The organism is Psychrobacter sp. Ps4 (assembly GCF_022129285.1).
GTDB classification, from domain to species: Bacteria; Pseudomonadota; Gammaproteobacteria; order Pseudomonadales; family Moraxellaceae; genus Psychrobacter; species Psychrobacter immobilis_A.
The window spans coordinates 22,984-40,451 of the sequence record NZ_JADQAK010000005.1 but is presented as its reverse complement, the minus strand read 5'-3'; the positions used below and the strand labels follow the sequence as shown (position 1 = coordinate 40,451).

Here is a 17,468-nt window from a genome sequence, read left to right as displayed (position 1 = left end):
CAGCACTTTATTATCGATAGCATATCACTAAAAGACAGCGATATGCAGTTACCGCTTATTCATTGAACCAAGATTCCCGAGCTTTCATGATGAGTTTTCCTGCGGTTTCAGAGTCTAAACCTTCGATATCTTCGAGATCGAAGACTGCTTGTTCTGCCAAATCATCAACGGTAATAATGTCTTTTTGTGCCATTTTATAGGCCCAATTGACTGTCATACCTTCAAGCTCTTGTAGCTCTTGACTTGGCTCTTTCATGTTCTGTTGTTTGACCAGCTCATCAGCGATGACGACTTCTTTTGCACGCTCTTGAATCATCTCAATCGCTTCATCGTCTAAACCTTCAATATCGTAAAAGGTTTCAACTGGTACGTAAGCCACTTCTTCAATACTGGTAAAACCAATATCGACCAGTGCTTGCGCTAAGTCTTTATCTACTTCTAAACGTTCATAGAATAATTCGATAAAGGCTTTCGATTCGTTTTGTTGACGCTGCTGATATTCTTCTTCTAGCATCATATTAAGCTTATAGCCCGTTAGCTCAGACGCTAAACGTACGTTTTGACCTTGTGAACCGATCGCACGCGCCAACTGATCATTGGTGCTAAAGATAATATCAGCCGTTTGCGTATCTTCATCCAAGATGATGCTACTGACGTCAGCTGGCTCTAAAGCACTGATAATGAACTGTGCTGGATCATCTGACCACACCACCACATCAATGCGTTCGCCATCAAGCTCCTGCTGTACGGCTTGGATACGTGTACCACGCATACCAATACAAGCGCCAACTGGATCGATACGATGATCGTTGGTTTTCACAGCTATTTTAGCACGAGTACCCGGCAAGCGCGCGACGTTGCGGATTTCAATAATTTGTTCGGCAATCTCAGGTACTTCTTTTTGCATCAATGCTGAAAGCATTTCAGGATGAGTACGAGACAGTAGCAACTGAGCGCCGCGGTTTTCACGGTTGACATGATACAAAATGGCATTGATACGTGATTTTGCACGTAATTGCTCACGCGGCAGCATCTGATCACGTGACAAATAGCCTTCGGCATTGTCACCTAGATCAATGATATAGCCATCACGAGTCTGCTTCTTGACTTCACCATACATCATCTCGCCAACACGTGGCTCAAAAGCATCTGCTACTAAATTACGCTCAGCTTCACGAATCTTTTGGATGATGACTTGTTTGGCTTGAGTCGCAGCAATACGACCAAACTCAATCGATTCAATCTGTTCTTCTTTGACATCACCGATTGACCATTCTTCTGGATCAAGATCGCTGATGGCTAGCTGACAAGCAGGCATTTCATGGTCTTCATCTGCAACCACTGTCCAGTAACGATAAGTATCATAATCGCCCGTTGTACGGTCGATAGCAACCCGTACTGCCACTTCTGGCTGTTCGGTGTATACCTTTTTCTTAGTCGATACCACCAAAGCATCTTCTATCGCTTCAAAGATATCTTCAGGATTTAAGCCCTTTTCATTACTGACAGTTTCTACTACCGTTAAGATTTCACGACTCATGCTATACCTGTCCTATCATTTTTAATTGACTTAAATTTTATAATTTATGTATTGCTATTATATTTTCACCGTAAGCTATATAAGCTGTTTGGATATTAAAATGCTGATGGATGATTTGTTACTTCAAGTTTTCAAATCAAACCAAGCTGTACAAAAGCTTAGGCATCTTCATAAATCAAATTGCCTTTATCAATATTACTCAGCGCAATCTCAAACTGTTGACCATCGCTTGATGTCAGATTTAAGACATTTGCATCGATACTATCTAAAGTACCTGTCGCTTTGCGACGTTTTTGATCACCTTCACCAATCGCTTGTATTAGACGCAAGCTGACGGTTTGACCAACATAGGCATGCATCTGCTCATCGGAAAAGAATGCACGGTCGAAACCTGGTGAAGAAACTTCTAAGATAAACTCACCAGCAATCGGATCATGAACCTCAAGAATACCGCTCACTTGATGGTTCACTGCTGCACAGTTTTCAATGGTTACTTGTTTATTTTGGGCCTGCTCTTCTGGCAATGCCTCAATATAAATGCGTAATAAAGAGCGATTACCTTGCGGTGCAAACTCGATACCCCATAATGCCACATCGCAAGCCGCGACGGCAGGAGCAATAATATTAGTCAGTTCTGTAACTTTGGTTGAAAGCTTCATAATCTATTTATCTTTTCCTATTCACGTATCTATCGTACTTAGTAAACCGCGTAATTGTCGCTCACTCATGAAATTTATTAGTAAGAGACACAGTCATTATATTATCTTAAATCACAAACATATTATTTTATATGATATGCGCTTATATAGGGATGAGCACAAAAAACATCAAGCTCAGCCAGACAATGCTTTTATTATTCACAAAGCAGTACTATCGATAAAGGAGTGAGGAATAAAGGATAGTGTGCTTAAGAAGCAGCGCGCCGATAGCGGCAGGTGACAACCAATAACGAATAATATCGCACTCTATAGAACTAGAGCTTAGCATAAGTAGGATAGATACCGCGATACCACTGACCGTCAGATACAAAAAAACCCACAAACATAATGGTGGGCTAATCGTTACTGACAAATTTAGTGTACAAAACATCAGTATAAAAAGTGGTAGCGGGGGCTGGATTTGAACCAACGACCTTCGGGTTATGAGCCCGACGAGCTACCAGACTGCTCCACCCCGCATCAATCTATGGTGCGTATTATAGGGGGGTTTTATATAAGTGTCAATCTTTATTTTAAATAAATAAAACTAAATTTCTTACCTATATTACTAACGCCGCACTTAATACGTTACAACTTTAAAAACTTGGTGCGATTGGGGGGACTTGAACCCCCACAGCTTGCGCCACCACCCCCTCAAGATGGCGTGTCTACCATTCCACCACAATCGCATTTTTCACTGCTCTATTATTACTATCTAATCTATCATAATAGATGCTTAAGGTAGGCATCGATAGAATCAGACTGCTAAAACAGAAAAGCATTGTAAATCTAACGCCTCAAAATAGCAAGAGCTGCCTCAATTAAAAGGCAATGACTAAAGACAGCTATTAAAGGCAAGTGTCTTTAAAATACAGTTATTGAGGATTCTGTGTCAATGGACGCGGCGTTTGTGGCGCTGACACAGGGGCATCTAAACGGAACTGATCTTCAGCCTGTTTGCGCGCGTGAACGGCTAGCGTCATACTGGTGATAAAAAATATTACTGTTAAGACTGCTGTCGCACGCGTTAAAAAGTTCGCTGTTCCTGCCGCACCAAAGACCGTACCTGACGAGCCAGCGCCAAAAGAAGCTCCAGCGTCTGCCCCTTTACCATGCTGTATCAAAATCAAGCCGATCATGGCAATCGCCACGATAATATGCAGGGCTAATATAAACGTAAACATGGTGGCCTCTTTTGCCGCGTAATGACGACTGATAACGGAAAATAAATCTTACGGTTAATAGGAATAGCAATTGACGGGTAATGCTGCCAAATCGATTATATAAATAAGGCGCATTGTACACGATTGCAAGGGCACTGTTAAACCTACTTTTGCCAACTGATAAAGACATTTTATAATCGAGACCGCCATGAAATGCACGTTTTATCTCTATTAACTAGTCTTTAGCTCGACTAAAGGCATTGGCAATTGCCAAAAAACTCTCTACCTTTAATGATGCGCCGCCAACTAATGCCCCATCAATCATAGGATCTGTGGCAAAGCTCTCAGCATTGTCCGCATTGACACTACCACCATATAGCACACTCATTACCTTTAGTGATTCTGCAAAGCCTGTGATGGTTTGCTTAATATGCTGATGCGTTTGACTGACTTCGCTCACGGTTGGGACTTTGCCAGTACCAATCGCCCACACTGGCTCATAAGCAATGATCAGTCGATTAGATAGTGATGATATGAGATCTGGTTGGATAGTAATTACTTCTTTTATTACTGATAACTGAGTGTCAATTACGTCAAGGGTTTGCTTATCATCATATTGAGCCTGAGTTTCACCAATACAAAATACCACGCCCAAACCTTGGGTGAGTGCGTGAGTCACTTTTTGCAATAACGTATCGTGAGACTCGCTATGATACTGGCGACGCTCAGAATGACCCAGTATCGTCCAAGTTGCCCCAGCGTCTGCTATTTGCTGTGCTGAGCATTCACCCGTATAAGCGCCAACACTGGCACTATGCGCACTGACGTCTTGCGCTGCACTCAATATCGAACTACCGGCTAAACGCGCACTGACAGCTGCCAGATGAATACAGCTTGGTGCCACCATCAACTGACAGCGACTATTTGACCGTTCTGTGGCGGCTTGCTCTTTAGCATCAATTGTAGTCAACAAATTATTCAACAACAAATCGACGTCGTGACTCGTTGCTGGATTTTGTTTCCAATTACCAATTACCCAAGCTTGCATACTCATCTACCTTGTTTCATCTATTCTTGCCAATTTGGCTAATATGCGCGCCAGTATAACAAATAATTCTCAAGTGCTATAGTATGCTGCCGCCAGCAGAAAAACAGATAGTCAATGCAAATATTTACTAGGGCGTATCCTCACTCTAAAAAATGATGATAAAAATGAGATAAATTACTGTCAAACAAGGAAAGTAGCGCAGATATTGATAGGCTATTTAACGATGTTTAGCAAAATTCAGCCATTTTCAGCTTATTTAGAGGATAGTCTATTAAATTGAGGATACGCTCTAGACGTTGTCTCAAGCTATGATTTTTTGGGTCAAGCACTCAATCGCCCATATAAAATCTTTAAACTCAAGTAATGTTTTATAGTATTGTGTCTATATATAACAGAACATTATCAATAATCTAATGACCAAGCTACTGATAACCTACACTATTAAAACGCTTTCTCTGCTAAGTCTCTTGCAAGAGCATCTCTGCATTGACTGTTATTAATGATAGCCTAAAGGCTAACAATGACTTATAGCAGGTATCTGTTAAAATTTATAATAGTAAATGGCTCTCAGAAGTATATGGATTTCAGACAAATATATAGCATATTGGGTACTAAGGAGAAGTCGTAATGTCTATCACCACGAGCAAATATGGTGGTTTAGCGCACCAGCTAATCAGCGAAGGTATCGTCAGCGAAGCGAATATGAAAATCGCGCAGACCGAATCGCAACAGCAACAAGTAGGACTAGTGCCCTACCTAGTCGACAATAAATTGGCAGATGCTTATCATCTTGCGCAGATGTTGTCACAAGCTTTTGGTGATCCTCTTTTCGACCTTGATGCCTTACATATTGATGTCATTCCAAAAGACTTAGTAGATGAAAAAATCGTTCGTAAATTTAATGCGTTACCACTATTCAAACGAGGACAGCGTTTATTCGTCGCATTAAGTGATCCAACTCGTGTGGATGCAATTGACGCTATTGCTTTTAATTCACGGCTGTCTATTGAAGCTATTGTCGTCGAAGAAGATAAGTTAAAAAAGCGTATTGAAAGTCTTTACGCTGATACCATGCAAAATTTTAATAGTTTCTCTGATAGCGATTTAAATATTGGCTTTGATGAAGGTGAAGAAGAGGAAAGCGAGACCAAGCTTAGTGATAGCGTCGAGGAAGCACCTGTTGTAAAATTTGTTAATAAAATGCTGGTTGATGCCATTCGTATGGGCGCCTCTGACTTGCACTTTGAACCCTATGAAAAAACCTATCGCGTTCGCTTTCGTGTCGATGGGGTAATGCAAAAAATGGCCAATCCACCTGTACAACTGGCTGGGAAAATTGCAGCCCGTTTAAAAGTCATGTCGCAGATGGATATTTCAGAGCGCCGTGTGCCACAAGATGGACGTATCAAGCTTAAGATATCTAAAGATAAAGCCATCGACTTTCGAGTAAGCTGTCTGCCTACCCTATTTGGCGAAAAACTTGTACTTCGTATTTTGGATCCCTCTTCAGCGATGTTGGGTATTGAAGCGCTCGGCTATGAATCTGATCAGCAAGATATGTTTTTAGAGGCACTGCATAAACCGCAAGGTATGTTGCTTATCACGGGACCAACTGGTTCTGGTAAGACCGTGTCGCTTTATACTGGTATTAATATTTTAAATACTGGCGCGACCAACATATCCACTGCCGAGGATCCAGTGGAGATTAACTTGGAGGGGATCAATCAAGTCAACGTCAATCCAAAAGTGGGTCTAACTTTCGCAAATGCCCTCAAATCTTTTTTACGCCAAGATCCTGATATCGTCATGGTTGGTGAGATTCGTGACCTTGAAACTGCTGAAATTGCAATTAAAGCAGCGCAAACAGGGCACATGGTGCTCTCAACCCTACATACCAACTCAGCACCTGAAACACTGACGCGGCTGCGTAACATGGGTGTGGCCTCCTTTAATATTGCGACTTCAGTGAACTTGGTTATCGCCCAGCGCCTAGCACGACGTTTGTGTAAAAACTGTAAAAAACCTATTAACATCCCTAAGCAAAGTCTGCTTGAGCTCGGCTTTACAGACGCTGATTTGGACAATCCAGACAACATCATTCACGAGCCAGTAGGCTGTAATGAATGCCGTGAAGGTTATAAAGGACGAGTCGGTATCTATGAAGTCATGAAAGTCAGCCCTGATATCTCACGCATCATCATGGAAGACGGTAACGCGATAGATATCAAAGACGCTGCACTCAAAAATGGCTTCCGAGACCTGCGTCGCTCTGGGATTTTAAAAGTCTTACAAGGCGTAACCAGTATTCAAGAAATGATGCGCGTCACTTCTGAGTAAGAATACTGGCTATGCGCATGTTGCATACGCACAAAAATACAGACACTGCTGATCACTAAAGAGAAACGTTCAAAATGATTAACTCAACTACTTTTTAATCTTGAATTGTCGAAAAAACAGCTTTTAGTAATGCACTAATAAAAGGGGGTTTGGAAATTTAAAACTGTCCTTATATGAGTAATGCCATTATTTATATGAGGACTGAGATGATGGGCGTTAATTGTACGGACTTTTATAAATCAGCAATAATTTCTACCAGATATACTTAAATATAAAACAGAGTTATACTGGTTTTTTACGTTAAAATAAAGCATGCCTCTTTTATGTAATGAGTCAGGCATCGTTGTACATCTTTGCAATATCTATATTAGACAATATTTTGAGGGTAGTAACATGGCAAAAGCGAAGACCGACATGCTGTTAGACTTTGTCTATGATGGGGTGAATCGACGCGGACAAAAAGTAAAAGGGGAGACTACCAGCCGTAGTTTAGAGTTAGCAAAAGCAACTTTACGCAAACAAGGTATCAGCGTTAAAGGTATCAAGAAAAAACCAAAGCCACTTTACACTTTCAAAAAATCCATCAAACCTATCGATATTGCCATTTTTGCCCGTCAATTAGCTACCATGATGAAAGCGGGTGTGCCATTGACTCAATCTTTTGAGATTGTTGCTGACTCACTTGACAATCCAAGTATGAAAGACTTGGTATTACAAATAAAATATGACATTGAAGCGGGTGGGACTTTTGCTTCAGCATTACGCAAACACCCGCGTTATTTTGATGATCTGTTTTGTTCACTTGTCGATTCTGGTGAGCAGTCTGGTGCACTGGAAACCATGCTTGAACGTGTTGCTACCTATAAAGAAAAAAGTGAATTACTTAAAGCCAAAATTAAAAAAGCAATGAAGTACCCTATCGCGGTTGTCGTTGTCGCTATTATTGTGACTATGATTTTGCTAATAAAGGTCGTGCCGGTATTTTCAGAATTATTTGGCTCATTTGGTGCAGATTTACCTGCATTTACCCAAATGGTTGTTAATATGTCTGAGTGGATGCAGGTATGGTGGTTCATTCTAGTTGTTATTATTGGTGGTGCCATTATTGGTTTTTCGGAGGCCAAAAAACGGTCTAAAAAATTCCGTGATTTTTTAGACCGTGCAGTATTAAAAGCTCCAATATTTGGAAATATCGCTTATCAAGCGGTTATTGCCCGTTTTTCCCGCACACTATCGACTACCTTTGCTGCGGGCGTGCCGCTTATTGACGCTCTTGAATCTACTGCTGGTGCAGCAAATAATGTCGTATTTTATAACGCTATTCAGCAAATCAAAAATGATGTTTCTACTGGTCAACAATTGCAGTTTTCAATACGCTCAACCAACCTTTTTCCGAGTTTAGCCATTCAAATGGTTGGCATTGGTGAAGAATCCGGTAGTTTAGAAGAGATGTTAGATAAAGTTGCTGTCTATTATGAAAATGAAGTAGACAACGCCGTTGATGGATTGACCAGCTTAATGGAACCTTTAATCATGGCGGTGCTCGGTGTATTAGTTGGCGGCTTGGTGATTGCCATGTATTTACCAATATTCCAAATGGGCTCAGTAGTAGGCTAAAAGCTATTTAAAGGACAGCTACTTCATGCAATTTATAGAGTTATTACAAGACAATATGCCTATCGCTTTAGGCATATTCGGCCTATTAGGTCTTTGTGTTGGCAGTTTTTTAAATGTGGTGATTCACCGTATTCCGCTGATGATGGTTTATAGCTGGCGACAAGAGTGCAGCCAGTTTATTTTAGAACAAGCAGACATGCCTCGCGAACACACTCTGCCCCTAACAAATATCGTAGCAGCTGACAAGCCGATTACTTTGAGTCGACCAGCCTCACGCTGCCCTCATTGCGCCCACAAAATAAAGTGGTACGAAAACATACCGTTAATTAGCTGGTTAATACTACGTGGCCGTTGCTCAGAATGTAAAGCTGGGATTGGACTGCGTTATCCACTGGTTGAGCTAGCAACAGCCCTACTATCAATGTTAGTAATTTATCAGTTTGGCGTAACTGCAGCTGGCTTGTCAGCCCTGATTTTGGTATGGACGCTGGTCGCCTTAACCGGTATTGATTTTGATACCCAATTACTGCCGGATCGCTTGACCTTTCCATTAGCGGGTTTAGGATTAGCAGTGAATTCACAAGGTTGGTTTGTCTCACCTACCCAGTCAATTTGGGGCTTATTGCTAGGATTTTTGTCATTGTGGATAGTGGTTAAGATATTTTATCTACTCACTAAAAAGCATGGTATGGGGCAGGGAGATTTCAAATTATTGGCAGTATTAGGTGCTTGGCTTGGACCCATGATGTTGCCATTGATTATTTTATTGTCTTCTCTATTAGGCTCAATCGTTGGGATTATTTTGATGAAGAAACAGGGTGAAAGCAAGCCGTTTGCCTTTGGTCCTTATATCGCTATCGCTGGTATTGTTGCTTTATTATATGGCTCAGATATCGTCAACTGGTATCTCGGCATGTATACTTACTAAATTGTCCTAGAAAGTATTTCGGTCGCTCCTTTTCAAGCAGACACCAAATCTTAAAATAGACACTAAAATACTTCCTTAGCTTATAACCATCACTGTCATTATATCGAGCAGATAAGTCATTATTATGTCAAAACAATCATCTTCACCTTATTCTCATAAGCCCCAGACCCCGCAAAAGAAAAGCAAAACCTTAGTAGTTGGCTTAACGGGTGGTATTGGTAGTGGTAAGTCCGCTGCGAGTGCTTGGTTCGCTGAGCAAGGCATTGATATTATAGATGCGGATGTGATTGCCCATGAAATCGTCGCTAAAGGTAGCACCACTCTGCACAAAATCCAGAAAAAATTTGGTGATTGGGTGTTGAATAGTGATGGATCAATGGATCGAGTGGCAGTAAGAACGCACGTCTTTTCACATCCTGAGGCATTGATTGAGTTAGAAGCAATCACTCACCCAGCGATACGCGAAGCAGCAAAAGCACAGTTAGCAACCAGTACTTCGCCTTACGTGATATTGTCAGCGCCTCTACTTATTGAAGCAGCAGAAGCAGGGCTTGCCAATTTATGCCAACGTATCTTAGTAATGGATGCCACCGAGGATACGCAGATTGCGCGTGCCAGTCAGCGCGACGAACAAAGTATACAAAAAATCAAAGCCATCATGGTGAATCAGCTGAGCCGCGAAGAGCGTAATCGTCATGCAGATGATGTGGTGCTCAACGAAAGTGATCTTGCGGCTCTGTATGTGCAACTAGCGCCATTACACCAAGAATATCTTAAGCTTGCCCAGCAGCTAAAGTACGCTGTCGATTGACTTCATACAGCGCCATACCAGTGGCAACACTCACATTTAGACTTTGAAGGTTGCCATGCTCATTTCCTGACATCGGAATATACACCAGCTCATCACAGCTCTCCATAGTCAGGCGACGCATCCCCTCACCTTCTGAACCCATGATAATGGCTGTTTTGCCAGTCAGATCAGCAGCATGAATTGGTTTGGCATCCGCATTAAGCGCTGTACCAAACACAAATACCCCGGCATTTTTGATTTGCGTGAGCGTACGTGCCAGATTGGTAACACTAATAATCGGCATCATCTCTGCTGCACCGACCGATACTTTAGACACTGTTGGTGTCAGACTTGCCGCATGATGTTTCGGACAAACCACGGCATCCACACCCATCGCCACTGCGGTACGCAAGCAAGCACCAAAGTTATGTGCATCCGTAATTTGATCCAAGACCAGTAATAAGCATTGGTCACGCCCAGCAAGGGTAGCAAGCAAGCCTTCATCAGCAAAGCCTAGAGGACGCGCATTTAGCACCACACCTTGGTGCTGCGGGCTGCCACACAATTGCGTGAGTTTGTCTTTTTGCGTGGGTTGGATACTGATACCATTGTCACGTGCTTGCGCCATAATCGCTTGTACATGGCTATCAGTCTCACGACCTTGCTGCACAAACAAGCTTAGCCCATCTAAAGGACGATATTCGAGTAAGGCATCAATCGCATGAATGCCATAAAAATAGGTAGGTTTTGCCATAATAGGCCTATTGATTATAAAGTGGGTATCGCGCTATATGATAAAAACTAGGCGATAAAAAGAGATGACAGTAATTGTATCAATAAATGGATATCTGCATATAAATAATATCAGCAGAAAAAGAAAAACCTTACCAATCCGATAAGGTTTTTCTTTTTTTGAGTAAAAGGCTTTTTGCTGTCATCAATCACTTAATAACAGCTTTAGCAAACTTACCCTTCTAAGTGGCAGATATATTGAACAATTTCTTCTGTCCGCAAGTTAAAGCCACTATTGCCTTCAACCACGAATGATTGACCAGCGCGGTAATAGCTGAATTCTTCGTCACCATTAATTTTGACCTCACACTCACCGCCCGTGATTTCGATACGCTCGGAGGTATTGGTGCCAAAATGATAATGCTCAACCAAATTATCACAAGGCAAGATAACGCCCAATGTTTTATGTCGACCATCTTCGAACATAATAGTGTGGCTTGAACAACGACCATCATAAGATACCGTCGCTTGAGCATTGACTGTTACATTAGTAAATTGCGCCGCTGTCATAGTGGCTTCCTTATCAAATAATCATTACGAAACTAAAAAATAAGTAATTGGTTAGAGTACCGCCAGAGTTGCGTCGTTAACCGACACCTCTGTACTACGTACTGTATCCTTCTATACTAGATATCTGTGCGCTAAAGCTAGCCACAGGTTCTATGAAAATACTTTAGAATAATGACCGAGTGGCATACTCTTCCAACTATACGCCTATCATTTTACAAAATTATGACTCGTTATCATGTATTACACTGCACTAATCTAATCAGAAGAGTTTATCATTATGTGAGATTATGCTACCACATTATATCTATAAAGTTTGTTAAAGCGACTAGGAAAATGCTGTTTGATGCGAATCTTAAACTTACTTACTCACCTTTTTTGAGTCAGCACCTGATCGCTACAATTGGGCTATTTTTATAAGTTTAATTCGCAACCATGCTTAGTATACAAGCATCATTTTGACAGGCTTAATCATCTTAATGATTGATATTGTGAATATTATGATGATGACTCATAGCCAGTCTTTGACAGTTTTATGGTAATCTTCCAACAATCAAATCTATTATACATCGCTTGAAAGTTTGTATTTAAGCGCGTTTAACACCATACTATTTGCCTATAATATTTATCTCATTAACACGGTTAAATGAATAATTTCATTCCCTTATCTACCCTATTTTATATATGGCTTCTTGAGATGTATATGAAGTCTATTGTCTGTCATGAGAGGCGTTGATGCTAGTATCATTAACTTTACATCAGTTTGCGTTGATCGCTCAGCATGAGCTGAGTGTGGCTGAAGGCTTCAATGTCATCACTGGTGAGACCGGTGCTGGCAAATCGCTATTACTCGATGCGCTGTCTTTATGTGTTGGTGAGCGCGCAGACAGTGCGATGGTCAGACACGGGGCGGCGCAAGCTGATATTTATGCGCAGTTTGATGTGGAGCATAACAGTGTCATCGCTGAGTGGTTCGCTAAAAATGATCGACCATTAGAAGAACCTGAAGTCCTCATTCGTCGTCAGCTCAGCAATACCGGACGCTCAAAAGCGTGGTTAAATGGCACGCCTGTCAGCTTGGCGGAGCTCAAAAGCTTAGGCGCATTGTTAGTTAATATCCATAGTCAACATGCTCAGCAAGCGCTCCTCAAGCCGCAGTTTGTGGTGCAATGGCTCGATGAGATGGCACAAATTACGTCTCTAGCTTTACAAACTGCCAGTAGCTATCAAGCTTACATGCAGCTCAAACGCCGTGCTGACGACATTGCGAGCCGTGAGGCTCAGCGCCAAGACCGTATTCAACTATTGCAAAGCCAACTTGCTGATATTGCGCCGTTATTGGCGGTTGATTATGCAGAAGTTGAAGCAGAGCACGAAGAGCTGTCTAATATCGAAGCCCTCATGATAGAGGCCAGTCATGGCTTGCATCTGCTCGACAATGACACGGATGAACCAGATGTTATGACCTTGCTTGGGCAGGCGATTAAGCTTTGTGATAATCAAATGAGTGTCAGCCAAACCTTTGAGCAAGCCTCCGAGCAACTACATTTAGCACAGCAACAAATCACTGAGGTAACAGGCTTGCTGTCAGATTATGCTGAGCAACAGTTGCCTGATCCTGAGCGTTTGCAGACATTAGACAGTCTTATCAGCTTAGGACATCGCTTATCACGTAAGCATAGCTTGCCAACGAGCGACTTAATCGATGAAGCAAAGGGCTGGGAAGCGCAATTAGAGCAGCTAGAAAACGAGCCAAGCAGTGATGCGATGGCAGCGCAAATTGAACAGGCATGGCAAGACTATCTTGCACTCGCCACTCAGTTAAATAAAGAGCGCTCGAAAGCCGCGCCGATCGTCAGCAAACAATTAATGCAGCAGCTACAACCGCTCGCGCTACCCAATGCCCGCTGCGAGTTTGTCTTTACCAAAAAAGCCGATGCTAGCCAATATAGTGCGCAAGGTTGCTATGATATTGATTTATTCTTTAGCGCCAACGTTGGTATGCCGATGCAGCCGCTATATAAGATTGCCTCAGGCGGTGAGCTGTCACGAATGGCACTGGTGATGCAAGTGCTGCAAGCGACCAATGCCGATAATAATGCCGCCAAACCGATGCTAGTATTTGATGAAGTCGATGTCGGTATCAGTGGCGGTACGGCGCAAGTGGTCGGTGAGCTACTGCGCACGCTTGGGCAGACGCAGCAGCTACTGGCCATTACTCACCAAGCGCAAGTCGCAGCGCAAGCACATCAGCATATCTTGGTACAAAAACATCATGACGAGCAGACCGAGAGCGAGCTATTAATACTGACCGATAGCGCACAAGTCGACGAGCTGGCACGCATGTCTGGCGGTGTGATCATCACTGACGTCACTCGCGACCATGCGCGTAGCTTATTGACCGATGTGAAATAAAAGCTTGGTCATTCATCAACCAGTTGTGCAGCGCTGTGTCTCATCACTGCTAAATATTTGCTTTGGTTGATTTTCACCTCAGTATCGCCATATAGTGGTGTGTCATTTCTGTTATTTTACCTTCAATATTAGGGTGCGTTTGTCTCTATGTCTAAAGCCAATTTGACCCATCATTTTTTAATCGCTGCACCAGAACTGTCAGACCCACGGTTTGAGCAGGCGCTGATTTATATTTGCCGTCATGATAAACATGGCGCACTCGGTCTGATGGTCAATCGTCCATTAGAGCAGGCACGCGTGGGCAAACTGCTAGAAGATTTAGACATTGAAGTGACGTATGCGCAAGTGATGGAAGATGTGGCATTAGACGGTGGCCCGATGTATCCAGAGGTTGGCTTTGTGCTGCATACGGGGCAGCCTGAGTGGGCATCGTCTTTTGCAATCTCAGAAAACGTCTGTATTACCACCAGTCAAGATATCCTTAAGCGTATCGCCGCAGGTCAAGGCGTTGGTCACTATCAGCTGTGCTTGGGTCATGCCAGCTGGGGTAAAAAACAGCTCGATCAGGAACTTAATAATGGCGATTGGCTGGTCTGTCCTGCTGATCTGAATTTATTGTTTGATACGCCATTCGAAGAACGCTGGCAAATTGCCGCGGATAAGATTGGGGTGAACTTTGATTACCTTAGTAGCGATATTGGTCATGCTTAATGATTGGTTATGATTGTTAAATTATCCATTTAAACCAAAACTGCATTTAAATTAAAGCCGTTAAGCTAAATGAATCACGCCCAATAGAAATAGGAAGTATGCATAATGATGGTAGAGTCTGATACGAGCATTAAAATCGAAACTGCTGACACTATTGTGGCGGAACCCGCTATTAAGCCTCATCTTATTTTGGCGCTCGATTACGGGGTAAAAAAGATGGGCATGGCGCTGGGTAACACCATTACTGAGACTGCGCGTGCTTTTGATATTTTAGCGATGAATAATGGTCAGCCTGATTGGGACAATCTGCTCGGTATTATTAAAGTCTGGGGCGTGGCAAAAGTGGTGGTTGGGTTGCCACTTAATATGGATGGCAGCAGCTCAATGCTGTCTAAGCGTGCGCACAAATTCGCTCGTCGTCTAGCACATAGAGTCATGGAACAGCATCTACCAGTGGTCGTGAGCCTGTGTGATGAGCGCCTAACCTCAGTGGCAGCGCGTGAGATCGCGTGGGATAATGGTTGGATTAAGCATGAACGCGACCCAATTGACGACATCTCTGCCTGCATTTTGATGTCGACTTATTTCGCTGACCCCAGTAGCAGTATCGCCATCGACGCTATCAAAGCCGATTAAATCAGCGATAAACCTGCTGTTAAAGCACTCTTAATTAAAACACTGCCAATTCTGACATATCGTCACTCTACACGGATAAATACCTGATTATTATGACCACTGTCTCAGACCACTCCCTGCAAAACAAATCGCAACATGGTTTTGCGCCGCTTGCCATCGCCCGTATCAAAGGCGCACAGCGAGCGAATCAAATAGCGATTTATCTCATTTATGCCGCTATTCTCGCCTTTATGGTCTTTGGCACCATTGCCAGTATCAAAGCCTTTCATGACAATCAACTGCTTTATCAACTTTTCTATAACTTGCCTTATGCCTTGGTTGCGCTTACGATTCCTATTACTATTTATGATGCGCTGGTGATTTATCGTTATCGATTAAACCAAGCGTCAATGATTGCCATGAGCATTGGCGTATCGACCATCATATTGATTGGTGGGCTATTATTCGCTGATACCGTATGGTTGGGGCTATCCTGTTGGTTGGGTGTGGCCTTTTTATTCAAAGTAAGTTTTAAGCGCTTTTTTAACTTTTTAGAAGCAGAAAAAAACACTGACATCACTGAAGAAGCGTAAAGCATACTTATAAATGACGCAAAAAACTTTTACCTTATATTATCGATTTAAATGACTACTATGAGCACTTCTACCACGCAAACGACGATCAATCATTATTTAGATACTCAAGGGCTGATTTGTCCTGAGCCAGTCATGATGCTGCATCGAACCATCCGTAACGCTGATGCTGGCGAGGTGATTGAAATACTCGCCACCGACCCAGCCACCACTCGTGACATTCCTAATTTTTGTCGTCATTTGGGACACGAGCTTGTGCAGCAAGAAACGCTTGCTGAAAATGTAAATCTAAACGTCGATCCCGATGAAATAATGGTCGCTGGCGATGAAGATGCACCAATCAGCGCCACGCTTTATCGCTATCTGGTTAAGAAAAAAAGCGCTTAAATGTACTCAAGTGACCGCAGCAAAGCATTGATCACAGCAGAACATTGACAGCGCAATAAACAATATAAAGATATCTTTGCATTCTAAGCAAACTATCATTCACAAAAGGTAGGCTATTACGTGTTACAAACAGAAAAGCAGTATGTACAATGGCAAGAAAACGAAACGCTACATAATGCTCTTTGGTTGTCTGAAAGCAATCATATGCCGCCTGCGCGCATTGTGTTGGTCGATGATACAACGACCGCAGATGATGCTTACCGCTTAGCTTGCGAAGGTAGCTCACTGCTGTGGCGCGGTGATTTTCATAATGCACGCCAGTTGCTACAAGCGCTCGGTCGTCGCATAGATCGTACCAATGAGCGCTCTGAGCTGCGTAAAGCAAAAAAAGCGGCTAAGTCTATAACAGAATCTGATTCAGTCAGCTCTAAAGAAATACCTAATTTATTTCATCAACAGCGCCAACTGCAAGCGCAGCGTTCGCGCATATTAAGCCGTTTGCTATTAGAGCTTGATGCCAACTATGTCAGCCAACTACGCCGCGCGCCCGATGTCAGTGCAGCCTGTACAGCAGCTTTTGGCCCTTTAGATAAGGCGATGGATGAGTCTTGCGTGCTGTCGTTTCGTGACTTGCAAGGCGCACTTGGTGCGGCAGGATGGCGCGAAAAAGGCGTCCCAATAGACAGCTTAGGGTTATCAATTTTCCCGCATTATGGTGTGTTTGCACCAACCCGTCATGAATATGTACAGCTATTGCTCGATGCACCGCTACCAGCAAGCCATGATGTCGCCTATGACATCGGTACCGGCACGGGATTGCTGGCAATTATCTTAGCGCAGCGCGGTGTTCCGCAAGTGATAGCAACGGATTTAAATCCACGTGCTTTGGCCTGTGCCAACGAGAATTTTACACGATTAGAGTTACCTGCCGTACAATTGCAGCAAGCGGATTTGTATCCGACTGATGCACCACTCGCCAATCTGATTGTATGTAATCCGCCTTGGTTACCTGCTAAGCCAAGCTCGTCTCTTGAGTACGCCGTTTATGATGCCAAGAGCACGATGCTTCGTGGGGTATTGCAAGGTGCCAAACAGCACTTAGCTGAGCAAGGAGAGCTTTGGTTGATAATGTCAGACTTAGCTGAGCACCTGCAACTGCGCACCCGTGATGAGTTATTAGGCTTGTTTGCTGATGCTGGATTGGCGGTAAAATATCGTCTGGACACCCAACCTAAACATGGTCGCAGCCAAGATGGTACAGACCCTCTACATGTCGCTCGCAGTGCTGAAGTCACTTCATTATGGTGTCTAACGCTTATCTAACATT

16 protein-coding genes and 2 tRNA genes are annotated in these 17,468 nt (G+C 43.0%); 10 read left to right on the top strand and 8 right to left on the bottom strand.

The window, feature by feature from the left end; translation table 11 throughout:
• Positions 1-55 precede the first annotated feature (55 nt).
• From nusA to tpiA, 6 genes are all read right to left on the bottom strand, one after another.
• Positions 56-1,540: a transcription termination factor NusA gene (gene nusA, locus I3252_RS04440; protein ID WP_055123697.1), complete on the bottom strand. Its 1,485-nt coding sequence runs from the start codon at positions 1,538-1,540 to the stop codon at positions 56-58.
• Positions 1,541-1,698: 158 nt separating this feature from the next.
• Positions 1,699-2,199: a ribosome maturation factor RimP gene (gene rimP, locus I3252_RS04435; RefSeq protein ID WP_238034348.1), complete on the bottom strand. Its 501-nt coding sequence runs from the start codon at positions 2,197-2,199 to the stop codon at positions 1,699-1,701.
• Positions 2,200-2,641: 442 nt separating this feature from the next.
• Positions 2,642-2,718, bottom strand: a tRNA-Met gene (locus I3252_RS04430).
• 125 nt (positions 2,719-2,843) lie between these two features.
• Positions 2,844-2,927, bottom strand: a tRNA-Leu gene (locus I3252_RS04425).
• A gap of 186 nt (positions 2,928-3,113) precedes the next feature.
• A complete protein-coding gene (secG, locus tag I3252_RS04420; RefSeq protein WP_025652589.1) occupies positions 3,114-3,422 on the bottom strand; it encodes a preprotein translocase subunit SecG in 309 nt (102 codons plus the stop codon).
• 214 nt (positions 3,423-3,636) lie between these two features.
• The gene (gene tpiA / locus I3252_RS04415) at positions 3,637-4,449 is read right to left on the bottom strand and encodes a triose-phosphate isomerase (protein ID WP_238034347.1); all 813 of its coding nucleotides are present in this window, start codon (positions 4,447-4,449) and stop codon (positions 3,637-3,639) included.
• A gap of 627 nt (positions 4,450-5,076) precedes the next feature.
• Here tpiA and pilB point away from each other — a divergent pair.
• The 4 genes from pilB to coaE all read left to right on the top strand — a co-directional run bounded on the left by pilB (position 5,077) and on the right by coaE (position 10,142).
• Positions 5,077-6,786: a type IV-A pilus assembly ATPase PilB gene (pilB, locus tag I3252_RS04410; RefSeq protein WP_238034346.1), complete on the top strand. Its 1,710-nt coding sequence runs from the start codon at positions 5,077-5,079 to the stop codon at positions 6,784-6,786.
• A gap of 393 nt (positions 6,787-7,179) precedes the next feature.
• The gene (locus I3252_RS04405; protein WP_201602652.1) at positions 7,180-8,403 is read left to right on the top strand and encodes a type II secretion system F family protein; all 1,224 of its coding nucleotides are present in this window, start codon (positions 7,180-7,182) and stop codon (positions 8,401-8,403) included.
• Between the two features lie 25 nt (positions 8,404-8,428).
• Positions 8,429-9,331: an A24 family peptidase gene (locus I3252_RS04400; protein WP_238034345.1), complete on the top strand. Its 903-nt coding sequence runs from the start codon at positions 8,429-8,431 to the stop codon at positions 9,329-9,331.
• 124 nt (positions 9,332-9,455) lie between these two features.
• Positions 9,456-10,142 carry a dephospho-CoA kinase gene (coaE, locus tag I3252_RS04395; protein WP_238034344.1) on the top strand — a complete coding sequence of 229 codons (687 nt, stop codon included), beginning with the start codon at positions 9,456-9,458 and terminating at the stop codon, positions 10,140-10,142.
• On the opposite strand, the gene rlmB is transcribed toward coaE, so the two are convergent.
• Together rlmB and I3252_RS04385 are read right to left on the bottom strand one after the other, a co-directional pair.
• Positions 10,105-10,875 (bottom strand): 23S rRNA (guanosine(2251)-2'-O)-methyltransferase RlmB, encoded by a 771-nt coding sequence (rlmB, locus tag I3252_RS04390; RefSeq protein ID WP_238034343.1) that lies wholly within the window; start codon positions 10,873-10,875, stop codon positions 10,105-10,107. The genes coaE and rlmB overlap by 38 nt on opposite strands.
• A 212-nt stretch (positions 10,876-11,087) precedes the next feature.
• Positions 11,088-11,423, bottom strand: coding sequence for a pyrimidine/purine nucleoside phosphorylase (locus I3252_RS04385; protein ID WP_238034342.1), 336 nt, complete (start codon positions 11,421-11,423; stop codon positions 11,088-11,090).
• A gap of 732 nt (positions 11,424-12,155) precedes the next feature.
• On the opposite strand from I3252_RS04385, the gene recN reads away from it, so the two are divergent.
• The 6 genes from recN (at position 12,156) to I3252_RS04355 (ending at position 17,464) form a co-directional block, all read left to right on the top strand.
• A complete protein-coding gene (recN, locus tag I3252_RS04380; RefSeq protein WP_238034341.1) occupies positions 12,156-13,835 on the top strand; it encodes a DNA repair protein RecN in 1,680 nt (559 codons plus the stop codon).
• A 147-nt stretch (positions 13,836-13,982) separates the two neighbouring features.
• Positions 13,983-14,546 (top strand): YqgE/AlgH family protein, encoded by a 564-nt coding sequence (locus I3252_RS04375; RefSeq protein ID WP_238034340.1) that lies wholly within the window; start codon positions 13,983-13,985, stop codon positions 14,544-14,546.
• A 108-nt stretch (positions 14,547-14,654) separates the two neighbouring features.
• Positions 14,655-15,182 (top strand): Holliday junction resolvase RuvX, encoded by a 528-nt coding sequence (gene ruvX, locus I3252_RS04370; RefSeq protein ID WP_201581214.1) that lies wholly within the window; start codon positions 14,655-14,657, stop codon positions 15,180-15,182.
• 92 nt (positions 15,183-15,274) lie between these two features.
• Entirely contained in the window at positions 15,275-15,754 is a 480-nt protein-coding gene (locus tag I3252_RS04365) for a hypothetical protein (RefSeq protein WP_238034339.1), read from the top strand.
• Between the two features lie 60 nt (positions 15,755-15,814).
• Positions 15,815-16,141 carry a sulfurtransferase TusA gene (gene tusA / locus I3252_RS04360; RefSeq protein ID WP_238034338.1) on the top strand — a complete coding sequence of 109 codons (327 nt, stop codon included), beginning with the start codon at positions 15,815-15,817 and terminating at the stop codon, positions 16,139-16,141.
• Positions 16,142-16,261: 120 nt separating this feature from the next.
• The gene (locus I3252_RS04355; protein ID WP_238034337.1) at positions 16,262-17,464 is read left to right on the top strand and encodes a class I SAM-dependent methyltransferase; all 1,203 of its coding nucleotides are present in this window, start codon (positions 16,262-16,264) and stop codon (positions 17,462-17,464) included.
• The last annotated feature ends 4 nt before the right edge of the window (positions 17,465-17,468 follow it).

Excerpts from the sequence above, each read along its gene's own strand:
- nusA (WP_055123697.1), bottom strand. The coding sequence starts at position 1,540 with ATGAGTCGTGAAATCTTAACGGTAGTAGAAACTGTCAGTAATGAAAAG.
- rimP (WP_238034348.1), bottom strand. The coding sequence starts at position 2,199 with ATGAAGCTTTCAACCAAAGTTACAGAACTGACTAATATTATTGCTCCT.
- secG (WP_025652589.1), bottom strand. The coding sequence starts at position 3,422 with ATGTTTACGTTTATATTAGCCCTGCATATTATCGTGGCGATTGCCATG.
- tpiA (WP_238034347.1), bottom strand. The coding sequence starts at position 4,449 with ATGCAAGCTTGGGTAATTGGTAATTGGAAACAAAATCCAGCAACGAGT.
- pilB (WP_238034346.1), top strand. The coding sequence starts at position 5,077 with ATGTCTATCACCACGAGCAAATATGGTGGTTTAGCGCACCAGCTAATC.
- I3252_RS04405 (WP_201602652.1), top strand. The coding sequence starts at position 7,180 with ATGGCAAAAGCGAAGACCGACATGCTGTTAGACTTTGTCTATGATGGG.
- I3252_RS04400 (WP_238034345.1), top strand. The coding sequence starts at position 8,429 with ATGCAATTTATAGAGTTATTACAAGACAATATGCCTATCGCTTTAGGC.
- coaE (WP_238034344.1), top strand. The coding sequence starts at position 9,456 with ATGTCAAAACAATCATCTTCACCTTATTCTCATAAGCCCCAGACCCCG.
- rlmB (WP_238034343.1), bottom strand. The coding sequence starts at position 10,875 with ATGGCAAAACCTACCTATTTTTATGGCATTCATGCGATTGATGCCTTA.
- I3252_RS04385 (WP_238034342.1), bottom strand. The coding sequence starts at position 11,423 with ATGACAGCGGCGCAATTTACTAATGTAACAGTCAATGCTCAAGCGACG.
- recN (WP_238034341.1), top strand. The coding sequence starts at position 12,156 with ATGCTAGTATCATTAACTTTACATCAGTTTGCGTTGATCGCTCAGCAT.
- I3252_RS04375 (WP_238034340.1), top strand. The coding sequence starts at position 13,983 with ATGTCTAAAGCCAATTTGACCCATCATTTTTTAATCGCTGCACCAGAA.
- ruvX (WP_201581214.1), top strand. The coding sequence starts at position 14,655 with ATGGTAGAGTCTGATACGAGCATTAAAATCGAAACTGCTGACACTATT.
- I3252_RS04365 (WP_238034339.1), top strand. The coding sequence starts at position 15,275 with ATGACCACTGTCTCAGACCACTCCCTGCAAAACAAATCGCAACATGGT.
- tusA (WP_238034338.1), top strand. The coding sequence starts at position 15,815 with ATGAGCACTTCTACCACGCAAACGACGATCAATCATTATTTAGATACT.